The sequence below is a fragment of the Paenibacillus sp. FSL H7-0714 genome (assembly GCF_038003765.1).
In the GTDB taxonomy this organism is placed as follows: domain Bacteria; phylum Bacillota; class Bacilli; order Paenibacillales; family Paenibacillaceae; genus Paenibacillus_AQ.
Genome location: NZ_JBBOPT010000001.1, coordinates 2,980,445 through 2,992,940, shown reverse-complemented (window position 1 = coordinate 2,992,940; position 12,496 = coordinate 2,980,445). Strand labels below are relative to the sequence as shown.

12 protein-coding genes are annotated in these 12,496 nt (G+C 42.3%); 2 read left to right on the top strand and 10 right to left on the bottom strand.

All coding sequences use genetic code 11. The features are described 5' to 3' along the window. Nucleotides 1–5: 5 nt before the first annotated feature. The 3 genes from NST34_RS13245 to NST34_RS13235 form a co-directional block, all read right to left on the bottom strand. The gene (locus NST34_RS13245) at nucleotides 6–791 is read right to left on the bottom strand and encodes a hypothetical protein (RefSeq protein ID WP_341127969.1); all 786 of its coding nucleotides are present in this window, start codon (nucleotides 789–791) and stop codon (nucleotides 6–8) included. 186 nt (nucleotides 792–977) lie between these two features. After that, complete coding sequence (locus tag NST34_RS13240) at nucleotides 978–2,213, bottom strand: molybdopterin-dependent oxidoreductase (protein ID WP_341127968.1); 1,236 nt, start codon at nucleotides 2,211–2,213, stop codon at nucleotides 978–980. 45 nt (nucleotides 2,214–2,258) lie between these two features. Further along, entirely contained in the window at nucleotides 2,259–3,137 is an 879-nt protein-coding gene (locus tag NST34_RS13235; RefSeq protein WP_341127967.1) for a LysR family transcriptional regulator, read from the bottom strand. A gap of 113 nt (nucleotides 3,138–3,250) precedes the next feature. Between NST34_RS13235 and NST34_RS13230 the strand changes: the two genes are divergently transcribed. Next, the gene (locus NST34_RS13230; protein ID WP_341060595.1) at nucleotides 3,251–4,540 is read left to right on the top strand and encodes an adenylosuccinate synthase; all 1,290 of its coding nucleotides are present in this window, start codon (nucleotides 3,251–3,253) and stop codon (nucleotides 4,538–4,540) included. 117 nt (nucleotides 4,541–4,657) lie between these two features. On the opposite strand, the gene NST34_RS13225 is transcribed toward NST34_RS13230, so the two are convergent. Then, the gene (locus tag NST34_RS13225; RefSeq protein WP_076121390.1) at nucleotides 4,658–4,846 is read right to left on the bottom strand and encodes a hypothetical protein; all 189 of its coding nucleotides are present in this window, start codon (nucleotides 4,844–4,846) and stop codon (nucleotides 4,658–4,660) included. A gap of 190 nt (nucleotides 4,847–5,036) precedes the next feature. Continuing rightward, entirely contained in the window at nucleotides 5,037–6,224 is a 1,188-nt protein-coding gene (locus NST34_RS13220) for a stalk domain-containing protein (RefSeq protein WP_076282829.1), read from the bottom strand. Between the two features lie 240 nt (nucleotides 6,225–6,464). Between NST34_RS13220 and NST34_RS13215 the strand changes: the two genes are divergently transcribed. Beyond that, complete coding sequence (locus NST34_RS13215; RefSeq protein ID WP_339270791.1) at nucleotides 6,465–7,001, top strand: GNAT family N-acetyltransferase; 537 nt, start codon at nucleotides 6,465–6,467, stop codon at nucleotides 6,999–7,001. Nucleotides 7,002–7,321: 320 nt separating this feature from the next. Here NST34_RS13215 and NST34_RS13210 read toward each other — a convergent pair whose 3' ends face one another. The 5 genes from NST34_RS13210 to NST34_RS13190 all read right to left on the bottom strand — a co-directional run bounded on the left by NST34_RS13210 (nucleotide 7,322) and on the right by NST34_RS13190 (nucleotide 12,493). Further along, nucleotides 7,322–8,728, bottom strand: coding sequence for a GNAT family N-acetyltransferase (locus NST34_RS13210; protein WP_341127966.1), 1,407 nt, complete (start codon nucleotides 8,726–8,728; stop codon nucleotides 7,322–7,324). A gap of 197 nt (nucleotides 8,729–8,925) precedes the next feature. Then, on the bottom strand, nucleotides 8,926–9,921 hold the full coding sequence (locus NST34_RS13205) for an ROK family protein (protein WP_341127965.1): 996 nt from the start codon (nucleotides 9,919–9,921) through the stop codon (nucleotides 8,926–8,928). Nucleotides 9,922–9,940: 19 nt separating this feature from the next. Continuing rightward, nucleotides 9,941–10,612, bottom strand: a complete 672-nt coding sequence (locus NST34_RS13200; RefSeq protein WP_341127964.1) for an N-acetylmannosamine-6-phosphate 2-epimerase — start codon at nucleotides 10,610–10,612, stop codon at nucleotides 9,941–9,943. A 17-nt stretch (nucleotides 10,613–10,629) separates the two neighbouring features. Then, complete coding sequence (locus NST34_RS13195) at nucleotides 10,630–11,547, bottom strand: dihydrodipicolinate synthase family protein (protein ID WP_341127963.1); 918 nt, start codon at nucleotides 11,545–11,547, stop codon at nucleotides 10,630–10,632. A 58-nt stretch (nucleotides 11,548–11,605) separates the two neighbouring features. Further along, entirely contained in the window at nucleotides 11,606–12,493 is an 888-nt protein-coding gene (locus NST34_RS13190) for a carbohydrate ABC transporter permease (protein ID WP_081382857.1), read from the bottom strand. Nucleotides 12,494–12,496: the final 3 nt, after the last annotated feature.

Genomic DNA, 12,496 nt, shown 5'->3' with positions numbered 1-12,496 from the left:
TCCTTTCATTGCTTATAGAATTTCGTCTGTTTGATCAATTCATCGATCTCCTTCATACAAGGCATATCTTCAACATCTTTAAAATTCGTACTGTCTAAAAGCGATATTTCGAGAAGTAATTGATCTAACTTCAGCAAAATCTCTTCGTTTGCACCGAGATAACCTGTTACATAAGCCAAGTATTCATTGTATAGCGCTGTTTTTTTCTGCACCAATTTATCCGAGAACTGCGCAGGTCTCTGCTGACTGGCAAAAAGGGAGAATTCCGAAGCGTCAAAAACACTTAACTTATTAAGTATCCCTCGGATATTCAGATAGAAAAGCTTCTCTACTTCATAACTGACCGCACCAAACTTCTTGAAGCTTAGCTCCGACTGCTCAAATCTCTGACCAAGGACAACCATTAATGTGTTTTTCTTCTTTTCCATTCGAGTGACCTGATCCAAAGCCAGCGTAATGTCCTTCTTCAGCACCTTTACATTTTTGTATTGCGTGAGCGCTGCTATATAATCCTCATGCGTCTTTATCTCTTTTACAGGTGGAACCACCGAAGCTTTAAACAGTAAATTATAACTTCCAAAAAGGACAACAAGAAGACTAATCACTACTAATGTCACGCCAAAGGAAGTCTCTAGAACGCTTACTCCCCCAATTTCGACCCCTAATAACCCTGGTGACAAAACGATAATATTCAGTAACACCACGCCAACTATAAGTCCTAATAGCTTTACGGATCTCGCACCGTTCAACATAAACACCTCCCTAACCGATCCGGTAACTTTTTCCATCATTTGCTTTATTTTATCAGAAACTAACTCACCATACTCCTTTTATTTACAAAAAAACTAATTTTCCGCAGATGATCTCTGCCCCTCGTTGATTCACTTCTATATATATGGAATTATTTCTGTGATTACATCCCTAATCACAAAAAAACCTTAACAGGCCCAAAGCCCATTAAGGTTAAGTAAACTCATTTATACCCAAGCGTCATTCGAATAGCCTCGTTGCTCCCAGTATCCTGTATGCTCTCCCTCGATCAGTTCAATCCGGTTCAGCCACTTCACTGACTTGTAAGCGAACATTTTGGGGACAATTAGCCGAACCGGTCCACCGAGATCGCTCGGAATCGGTTTCCCATCATGCATCACCGCGACCATAACATCGTCCATATCCGCCTGCTCCAGCGTAAGGGTATCTGTATATACTCCATCCCCAGAGTAGAACTTCACCGTTTTTGCTGTGGACTTCACACCAGCCTGTTGTAGAAGATCCTTCAGCTTGATGCCTTCCCAGGTATTCTTGTAGACAGACCAACCTGTCACGCAGTGAAAATCACTCACTTGAACCTCCCGTTGTAATTGAACGAATTGCTCCCAATTCCACGTAAAGCTCTGGTCAACAAGTCCATCTACCTTAAAGGACCAATTATCGTTTGTGAACTCTGGAATAGGGGTTACTGTATAGACACGGAACTGACCCTGTGACCCACCTCCAAGTGGCGGTGATGATGCCGCCAGTGGCTGCGGTGCAGGCAACAGCTGATTGCGGTCATTCTTGATTAATTTATCGATCGTTTCGCTGCCGCCGATGTTTCCAATCGAGTTGCCTAACCATTTTACAAATGAGGGTCCGATTGTAAGGGCAAGCCCTACACCGATCGTCCCTCGAATAAAGGCTCTACGTGTATAGACTGGTTGCGGAGTATTCTGAGATGTTGTAATGGCACTTCCCTCGCTCTTGATGGTCCGACGATTCGGCTCCTTCAACCACTTCACACGAGTCAATGAGTGATAGATAATGTAAGGCAGTCCAATCCATGTCAGGACATCATGAACGACCAATGCAAGATTAGATACTTGCGGTCCTACCGTACGAAACTGCCATAACAATACACCAGAAACGAACCACCCAAGCAACAGGAAGAGCACAACAAGTACATTGAACCGCTGCCAAGGTTTTTCCTTTAGCTGTTTCCAATGTTTACTGGCCAGCAGAAGATAATAGATCACTGGAAGGATAGATGCGATTCCTACCACAATATGCAAGCCTTTAATCCATACCCTGCCTTCACCAAGGAACCCTCGCCAGAAGCCACCTACTAGCACTAGCCCCGTCAAGGCCAATATCACGACAATCCAGCCGTTCCAGGTATGTAGTATCCGCAGTTTTTTCCCGTATCCCTTTCGTAGCCGACCAAGCATACCGCTCATAGCCTAGCCTCCTCCTTATGTGAATGATCCTTCACCCGATTTAATTTAGTCCAATAAGCTTAGAAAGGACTTTGAAGCAGCAGAGAGTGGAACTCCTCGAAGAGTCGAAATTCCAATATTGCGCTCTGGAAACGGCGGATCTAAAGGGATTTCTACAAGTTCTCCACTCTTTAATTCTTCCGTAACATAATCACGAATAACAAAAGCAAGACCAAAGCCACGTAAAGCGAACTGAACAAGAAGATCTACACTGCCTAATTCAAACTCTGGTGTTATCGTCACATGATTGGAGGCAAGAAACCCATCGATATACTTTCTTGTGCTGCCTCCTGGCTCCAGGAACAATAATGGGTACTGCTTAATGTTTGAAAGCGGCATCGTATTATCCGCTAAATGACGGAAGCCCTTGCCTCCTACAAGACAATCTTGGAGCCGTGTACTCTTACGAAATTCAATCTGCTTGTCAGATGCCGGTAAGCTTACGATGCCGAAATCAATTTTGCCTTCTTTTAAAAGCGTGAGGGTTTCCGGTGTTGTTCGATTCGTAATATGAATACGTACGTTAGGATATTGTTCATGATATTGCTCGAGATAAGATAACAAGTAATATTTGCAGAGGGTATCACTTGCACCGATATGAATCTCCCCACTATTTAAATTGTTCATTTCAGCAATCGCTCGCTCACCCATCTCCACATTCTGAAAGGCTTGCTCAATGAATCGCAGCAGTACTTTTCCTTCTGTTGTTAGATCCACCCCTCTAGAGGTACGGAAAAATAAGGGGCCGCCCATCTTTTCTTCCAATTGCTTAATCGTGTGACTCACCGCGGGTTGTGTGATATTCAGCCGTTCTGCTGCCGCAGTTAAGCTGCCTGTTTGTGCTACCCAATAAAAAGAGCGATACCATTCCAAGTTGATGTCCATTCCCAAGTCATTACCTCACCTTATAATAGATATTACATATATCAATTATTCTAATGTTATATCTAGCATTATACTTAGAGCTGTAGCCAATCACAAGCTTGGGAGGTAATCACGTGACCGTAATCGCAATTGTAGGAGCTAACTGGGGAGATGAAGGCAAAGGAAAAATGACAGATGTACTAGCCGCTCAATCATCCTATGTAGTTCGTTTTCAAGGTGGAAGTAATGCTGGGCATACTATCATTAACCAGTATGGAAAATTTTCGCTTCATATGCTGCCTTCTGGTGTATTTTACCCTTCAGTTACAAACATTATTGGACCAGGAACAGCTCTTGATACAGAAGTATTAGTAAAGGAATTACAAGCATTAGCAGATAGAGGGGTTCCACAGCCGAAGTTGTACGTGTCTGAGCGTGCTCAAATCGTACTTTCGATCCATCGTTTGTTTGATGAGCTGGAAGAGGAACGACTTGGGTCACAAGGGTTCGGTTCAACCAAACGAGGAATAGCGCCATTCTACGCGGATAAATATGCGAAGCTCGGGATACAAGTTGCAGATTTGTTTGATCCCGCCCGACTTGAGAAACGTCTCGAACAATTACTTGCTTCAAAAAATGTATTGCTGGAGCATTTATATAAGAAAGCCCCTTTCCAAGTCTCGGAATTAATGACTCAGTTACAAAAGGAAGCTGCGCAATTGGCACCATATGTTGCCAATACAACAGAAATACTACAAGAAGCTTATGCAAAGGGAGAAACGATTCTACTTGAAGGGCAATTAGGCGCTCTGCGCGATCCTGATCACGGTATATATCCTTACTCTACCTCTTCATCGACACTTGCCGGATACGCACCTGTCGGCGCGGGTCTACCTGCGGCTGCCATCACGAATGTTATCGCTGTAACGAAGGCATATTCAAGCTGTGTTGGTGCCGGACCTTTTGTATCTGAATTAGAAGGCCCTGTAGCGGATGAACTTCGCACACGAGGTGGCGATGCTGGGGAATTTGGAGCAACAACGGGTCGTCCTAGACGTATGGGTTGGTTTGATGCAGTAGCTACACGCTATGGTTGCCTGATGCAAGGTGCAACGGAGGTTGTGCTGACCAATCTGGATGTTCTTGGTTATTTAAATGAGATTCCGGTTTGCGTTGCCTATGAACTTGAAAATGGGGAAATCACCGACAAGTTTCCAGCAACAAATAAGTTAAACACAGCAAAACCGATAATAACGTATTTATCTGGCTGGAACTGCGATATTTCCCATATCACAAACTTCGACGAGCTGCCAGAGCAAGCTAAAAGTTACGTAGACTTTATTGAAACGTCTATTGGAATACGTATTTCTACTGTTTCTGTGGGACCTAGACGTGATCAGGTCATTCATCGTACGCTGAAATAATTTCATATCAAGCATAGTGTGAAATTTATACTTTCTTATATTTCAAAATAAGGATGCCTAGTTGTACCTACATGCAAAATGCATATAGCTGCAACTAGGCATCCTTGCGTTACTCTTTTACACCAACACTGCATCCACTTTCGTCTGAGGCGCCTTGTCACAACGCTTACAAACCTTAACGACTGATCCGTCCGTTTTTCTTTTTGGATAAAGCAGTTTGATCCGTGTGCTCTGACAGACCGGACAAGTACCCCGACCCCTGGATGGTAAACTCCACAGTGCATGTCCACGTTTTGACTTTGCCATGAATAAACCCCTCATTTCGGTCAATAAATAGTCAACATTTCATTCTGAAAGTGCTTCTTTCAAAAGATATGCTTCAGAGACAGGCTCTATGACTAAATCAATGATGAGGCGTTCGAATATATGAAAAGGACGCCCGGTGATGAACCTGAAGGCGTCCTTTGATTTAAAATGAAGTTATAGTTCCCTTACATTAATTTGTGTAAATCATAGAGACAACACCATTTGTAAAGGTTACGTAATTATAATTTCTATATTGCCAAGTCTCAACTGTAATTCCACTGCCGGATAGACTTGATTTATCAATTGGAGTGCCCCAGCTTAATTCTACTTGCTGCTTCGTCATCCCTGTCGAAATTGTACCCGCCTTGATTTTGGCCCAAATCGCATTAGACCATTTATAGATTTTGGTAGGATCAGACGTAAAGAAATACTCTTTGTTTGCCAGATCGCGAGTGACCTGATCGTATTCCATATCATAAGAATTCACAATTTTACCTGATGCCAATTGAAAAGAAATCGAAAACTCATTATCGTCGTTCACAAGAATATCAACAATCGTTGCTTTTTGGAATTTATAGTCGGAATCATACTGGTTGAACCAATAAGTCTTTCCGATTAGCTTGGCGAGGTCACCTTGAGATTCTCTTTTGGCTATTTTTAACGTATTTTTTGTGTACGCAAATAACTCAGCTTTACCGAAATTGATGTTCAAAGACTCATAATGAGCACCAAAGTCCAATACTGCTCCCAATGCTGTTTTTAAGAGGGTAGCAGGGAATACTGCTCCTCCATCCACGGTTTGCACTTTACCACTCATTTTCACCTTATTCCCATTCACCATAGCAATATCGCTGCCCAGTTGAAGCTGAATAGGCAAATCCCCTACACGAATACTAAAAGTCTTAGTGGCTGTATTCGTCTGAATAGTTGCACCTAAACTCTTAAAGGTAGTTTGTACAGGCAAATACATCGTGCCATTGATTAATACACCTGTTTCGATGTCCTTATCAGCACTGATAGATAACTTTAACGTTTTGGAATTAGCTCCTGAACGTACGGTTACATTTGTTTCGCCAACGGCTAATGCTTTTATTGAACCATCAGGCAGCTTTTGCAATAAGTAAGGCTTCTCAATAACCATATCTGCTTGAGACAGTGGAACACGTTCGGATGAGCCATCTGGACCTTTTGCAAAAATCTGCACTGGAACCTTGTCACCAACGGTCATCTCCGTATAGTCCATCTTAAAGATTAGATCATCGTTGTTTTGAGTCGTAGTCTCTGCTTGTACACTTGTATCTGCTGCCTTCGCTGTATGAATTGGACCAAACATAGATACTGCCAGCGCTGCAGTGATGCCCCATTTAATCATTTTCATTTCCAAAATCCCCCTCTAGTAAATAAACCAATATTACTTTATCACAATTCCACTATTTTTGTAGATAAAAATGGAAGGTTGTTAAGCTTATATTTTTATAATGTGTAAATATTATGAAAAATAAAGGAAATTACATGGATCTACAAGAAGTTACAGAGTACGTATAACAGAGTCTTTGTAATCGTATTAGGCGGTAGCAACTGAAGAACAATTAAAACTTAAACTAGGAGTGCTATATTCATGGAAATAGTATCGAACCGATTAATTTTAAGAGATTATACAAGCAGTGATTCTTCTTTTTATGAAGAACTAGAACAAAATCCCCTATCCTACAAATATGAGAACACTGCACCTGATGCAAAACAAATTAAAGATGACTTCCTTTCGATCTTGTCTCAAGCAACAAGTGATCCACGGCAATATTATGATCTTGCAATATGTACAAAGCTGGATATGAAGCCCATCGGTAATGTCAGCATAAAGTTAAACTGGGAAGAAATCAGAGAATGGGAAATCGGTTGGGTCCTACTCCCGGACTATTGGAAAATGGGATATGCAACTGAAGCCGTGAAGTCTCTAATAGGTTATGCCTTTAGCTCTCTTAATGCACATAGGGTTGTTGCTTATGCCAACGCCGAGAATGTGCAATCTGAGAAAGTAATGATTAGAGCAGGAATGTTAAAAGATGGAGTTCTTAGGGAGACTAGATTCTGTAATCAGCAATGGTGCAACGAGATCGTCTATTCCTCTTTAGAGCAGGAGTGGGCTAATATTTGATGGTTTAAAACTGATTAGGGAAAAACTCCCTATAAAAAGTCGATATCCGCTAATAATGAATGAAATTAGGGAATTCCTCCCTATAAATCAGGATAATTCCTTTGATTCTCATCAAATCAGACGAATTTAGGGGAGGTTTTCCCTAATTATAAGTCTGGCAACCAATATTCTCAGAATTAGAGGGAGAAATTCCCTAATTGTTCTATTGAAACTTCACTTGGAACTTCACTCGGATCATCATTTGGAACGTCATTTACAGGATAACAAGAAGAGCCGCTCCCAAGTAGTACAAAAACTACTTTTGGAACGGCCTCTTTTCTTTACACTATCAACTCACGTATAACTTCAACCTCATCCCTGCTCATTTCAACGAATCCAAGGGATGTATATAAGTTCGAAGCACGTTCGTTCTCTATTCGATGTCCAATAACGATTTTGTCGCAGTGATATTCTGCTTTTATAGTGCGAATCAAGGCATCCATTCCGGTTCTACCGAATCCTCTATTCTGATATTTCTGATCAATCATAAAAGCCATAATCCAATAACTTCCGTCCTCAGGATCTACGGCATATACTGAGAATCCTACCAATTCTTCATCTGCGTATAAAGCCAGCGGAGTCATTCCGCAATAAGCCGATTCTGCTAACCAATAGACTACTGGTACAGGAAAAACCGTCTTTTGCTCATTGGACACCTCTAATTGCGTACAGGCATACCAGTTATTCTCAGTGATTGTCTTCAGCGCAATATGTGGATGAAAGCCATTCCGAATACGATCACAGATTGCTTCTAATTTAGCTTTAAGCTGTAGTGCCCATTCCGGACAAATAGAAACGTCCAAATTCTCTAAACTTCGAAGCAACCTAGCGAATCCATATAAGTCAGAGAATCTTTGGAATTCTGGCAATAGCTTGATATATTCATCGTCCAGCCGCTTTATTGATCTATATCCATTAATAAAAAGATCGATGTTCTTCTTGCTCTCATCATCATTCTGTTTGGATAGATCTCTTAATGCTGATGTGATATCCATCGCAAACCAGTGATACATAGAGTCATCAAAGTCGATCGCACTATATCGAGACGTCTCTTTCATATAAAAGATATTGTCTGTCTCAAAATCAAAATGGATCAGCCCCGTATGCCCTACGCCAAAAGAGAGCTCACTTAGCCACGCCTCAATTCGTTCATATTCCTTAAGCGCTTTATGCTCCTCGGGGTGTCTTCTTAATACGGATAAAATAAATTGAAGCGAATCGACCCAGCTTTTACGTGCGGGTGTGCTCGGAGCATAAGTCTCAGATAAATTATGCAATCTCGCGAGCGTTTGACCCCAATGTTGGAACTGCAGCTCCGACATCTCTTCAAGTGGAACGTACTCCCCTTGGGCTTGTTCAAAAACAACCCCGTGATATTTACCATTTCCAGTTGAAAGGGTCTCAATCCACTTCCCTTGCTTGGAGCGTACTGGCTCTACGGTCTCATAGCCCTGTTCCAATAAGTACATCATAAAATCTAGTTCAGCCTGAATATTCTCTGCGGTATTATCCTCTTCATGAGTAAACCTTAAATAATAGTGCTTATTATTCCATTGAAACATATAAATAAAATTGCTACTTGCTCTCACAAGCTTCAAAGTTCCAGGCTCATGATTCCAATACTTGATCATCTCTTTGGCAGGTAGATCGTTCTCTGTTCCCCTCACCATGTTCATTAAAGTCATCATTTCCGATAGTGCCTCCCGTGGTCATTGAGAGGTGTTCTTCCCTTACGAATACTGACCTCTCTCGGACTTCATTGTGGTGTTGTTCGTACTCAAACATCATCACTCCTTATAAACGGATTAGGGACCCCAGAAAGATTTGACCTTTACTCTCATCCCCTTTAACATTATCGGTAAATTATTCTATTTAATCAAGAGATTTAGATAAAGCCTTCATTACTAGATGAAAGGGATGGGACTCCGTACTCCCAGATCTGTAATGCCGCACCGATCATTCCACAGGAATTGCCACGATAGGCTGCTTCAATGCGGACGCCTTCCAGCATCGATGGCATCGTTCTCGTAGCCACTTCTCTTCTTATTCCTTCGAATAATAGATCACCTGCTTCAGCCACTCCACCACCAATAACAATAACCTTTGGGTTAAAAATATGAATAAACGAAGCGATAGCTGAACCAAGCGCAGCAATTGTTTCTTCCATTACTTCTGTAGCTAGACGGTCTCCTTCCCTCCATCTCTCGATCACTTCTCGTGAGTTTATGTTATCAAGTGGCAGGCTGTGTATAGTTAGTTTTTCCTGCATACGACGAGCAATGCTTGTGCCTGACGCATAGTGCTCTAAGCAGCCTTTCCCACCACAAACGCATGCCGGCCCTTTGAAATCTATAGACATATGCCCTAACTCTCCAGCCCCACCCCAAGAACCATGAACAAGGTGACCTTCTACAATAATCGCTCCGCCTACGCCCGTTCCAAGTGCAAGACAGATAAAATCTTCTACACCTATACAAGAACCTAAATATTTCTCTGTTAATGCCAGTACATTCACGTCATTATCTACGATTACTGGAAGCTGGAACTGAGTCTGAAGCAACGCTTTCAAAGCTGTCCCAGCATATCCAGGAATAAGCTCAGAGGCAAAGCGAATACTCCCCGCCTCCCAATCGATTTGTCCTGCCGTTCCTACACCAATCCCTTTAAATTGAATGCCTGCATGCATCGCTGTAACTTCATTCATTAGCTTTTGAATAGCCTGAATAGCTCGGTCCACGGTCTTCGTGAACCCAGCCTTTGTGCTCAGACTTACAGTATGTACTACGTCACCCTGTGGTGTAACGAGTCCAGCATTAATTTTCGTCCCCCCGATATCCACTCCGACAGCATATTCCATTAGAGGATCATAATCTTCTAACACGGACTCGCCTCCTTAAGTCTCAGCAATCGATCACGACTTTGACATATCGTGAAGTGATCAACTGTGGCCGTGTAATCGCACTTCCTACAACTACATAAGATGCCCCAGCCCTCTTAGCTCTCGCCGCATCTTCTGGTGTCCATATACGCCCTTCTGCAACTACGGGAATCTTCACGAACTCGCATAACTGCTGCAGCAAGACAAGATCTGGTCCTTCTTGTTGTGTGCTGTATGGTGTATAGCCCGAAAGTGTTGTACCAATAAAATCTACACCTAATTCTTCCGCTGCCAGTCCTTCCTCCAAAGTCGATATATCTGCCATTACAAGCACACCCATTTGATGGGCATATGCGATTAAAGGCTTAACCGACGCTAAGCGACCTTCCCGATTCGTAACATCTAATGCAACAATATCCGCTTTAGCGGACACGATTGCTTTCACCTCATCCAGAGTTGGCGTAATAAATATGGCTGATCCGGGAATATCCCGTTTAATAAGTCCAATAACCGGTACATTTACTTCTTCTTTAATCGCTAGAATATCTGGAACCCCATTCGTCCGAATTCCAATTGCCCCTGATTGAACCGCCGCTCTTGCCATTTTTGCCATTGTATCTCCACCATGAAGTGGCTCATACTCAAGTGCCTGACATGACACGATCAGACCTTTCATCGGAAAGATATCGCTCATTCGAGTCATCATAAACCCTATCCCTTCGCTTCAAGAATATAATCTAATATTCTATTGTTCAAAGCTTCCACCCGATCCTGATCCGAAGCCTTGATGGGTAGAAGTGGCATTCTCGGTTGGCCCGTTTCAAATCCACGCAAACTCAGAATTGCTTTACATGCACCATATAATGATGGAAAGGATAATAATTCTACAATGAGATCATTGATAATGAACTGCCATTTCTGCGCCTCAGCCATATCGCCTTGCCCATAACATTGTTCTACTTTTAAAAATAGCTCGGGCATGACCCCGTAAGTTCCACCAATCCCACCATCTGCCCCAATGCTGCGGCCAGCTAAGTACTGCTCATCCGGTCCATTCAATACAAGAAAATCATTTCCACCTGCTGCCTTAAACTGCTGAAGCTCAAATGTACTTTCTGCTGAAATCTTCACGCCAATCACTTTATCCTGCGCGGCCATCTTCACTAACAAGCTTTTAGATAATTGAAAGCCTGTCGTTTGCGGGATGTGGTAGATAATAAATGGAAGTGAAGTACTATCAATGATCGCCTGCCAATGACTTTCAACACTGTCTGGAGACAAACGATAATAGATAGCCGGAACAGCCGATACCGCATGTGCGCCAACTAATTCAGCATGTTCAGCTAGCTCAACACTATCTCTTGTAGATGGAGCACCTACATGAGCAATGATCGTAAGCTCATCTCCTACTTCCGCTATAACTGCTTCGAGCATTTGTTTACGCTCTTCTACCGATTGCAGCATGCCTTCGCCTGAGCTTCCGCCAACATAAAGTCCTTTCACACCTGTAGAAGCATAATGACGAGCTAATTTGCGTGCCGCTTCTTTATCTATATTCCCCTCGGCATCATAACTGGAGTACAAAGCGATAATAATGCCTTTAAAAGCTTCAAGATCATATGATGTCATAGATAATAGCCTCCATCGTTTAAATCACTATTGTTAATTTACGTTGTTATGAGAATTGTTAACCCTTAACAGCACCCATCGTAATCCCTTGTGTGAATGCCTTTTGAAACATTAGGAAAATCGCAATCATAGGAATTGAAGCTAACGCAGCTCCTGCCATAAGCAGTCCATAGTTCGTTGTGAATTCGCCTCGAAGTGTCGCAACCCCAAGTGGCAAGGTCATCATCGAAGTAGATCGCGTCATGATTAGCTGGCTGAAATAATCGTTCCATGAAGTAATAAAGGTGAATATGGCCAGTGCACCAACTGCTGGTTTCAATAACGGTAAAATGATCGTTCCGAACAATCGAATTTCCGAGCTGCCGTCAATTTTTGCCGCTTCAATCAACTCTCCCGGAATCGTCTGCGCGAACTGTTTCATCAAAAAGACTCCAAATGGCCATCCAATCGCCGGTAAAATAAGCCCTTTATACGTATTGACCCAACCAAAGTCTGCTAACATCGTAAAAAGCGGAACGAGAATAACTTGCTTAGGCAATGCCATAGCGGCAACAAACATCGTGAAGATAATTCCTCGTCCTGGAAATGATTTCTTTGCGAGAACATATCCGGCACAGGAGGAGACAATACAGATCGCAGCCATTTCTGCAAAAGCAATAATAAAGCTATTAAACATCCAGCGTTCTACTGGATTCTTAAATAATTCTGTCCAGTTCTGTAACGTCGGCTTTAACGGAAACCATTCCGGTGGGATGGTCGTTGCCACAGTTTGAAGTTTAAAGGCCCCCGACACTACCCAGTAAAAGGGAAAGATAAAAAATAATGTAGCCAAAATCAATAGGATTGTAGCGATTATTTTCGGAATCGTTAATTCTTTTTTCCATGCGCTTACTTTCTTAGACTGGATAATAGGTGCTTTCAGTTCTAATGGATTCGTAGAATTCATGAT

Excerpts from the sequence above, each read along its gene's own strand:
- NST34_RS13245 (WP_341127969.1), bottom strand. The coding sequence starts at position 791 with ATGATGGAAAAAGTTACCGGATCGGTTAGGGAGGTGTTTATGTTGAAC.
- NST34_RS13240 (WP_341127968.1), bottom strand. The coding sequence starts at position 2,213 with ATGAGCGGTATGCTTGGTCGGCTACGAAAGGGATACGGGAAAAAACTG.
- NST34_RS13235 (WP_341127967.1), bottom strand. The coding sequence starts at position 3,137 with ATGGACATCAACTTGGAATGGTATCGCTCTTTTTATTGGGTAGCACAA.
- NST34_RS13225 (WP_076121390.1), bottom strand. The coding sequence starts at position 4,846 with ATGGCAAAGTCAAAACGTGGACATGCACTGTGGAGTTTACCATCCAGG.
- NST34_RS13220 (WP_076282829.1), bottom strand. The coding sequence starts at position 6,224 with ATGAAAATGATTAAATGGGGCATCACTGCAGCGCTGGCAGTATCTATG.
- NST34_RS13215 (WP_339270791.1), top strand. The coding sequence starts at position 6,465 with ATGGAAATAGTATCGAACCGATTAATTTTAAGAGATTATACAAGCAGT.
- NST34_RS13210 (WP_341127966.1), bottom strand. The coding sequence starts at position 8,728 with ATGATGACTTTAATGAACATGGTGAGGGGAACAGAGAACGATCTACCT.
- NST34_RS13200 (WP_341127964.1), bottom strand. The coding sequence starts at position 10,612 with ATGAGCGATATCTTTCCGATGAAAGGTCTGATCGTGTCATGTCAGGCA.
- NST34_RS13195 (WP_341127963.1), bottom strand. The coding sequence starts at position 11,547 with ATGACATCATATGATCTTGAAGCTTTTAAAGGCATTATTATCGCTTTG.
- NST34_RS13190 (WP_081382857.1), bottom strand. The coding sequence starts at position 12,493 with ATGAATTCTACGAATCCATTAGAACTGAAAGCACCTATTATCCAGTCT.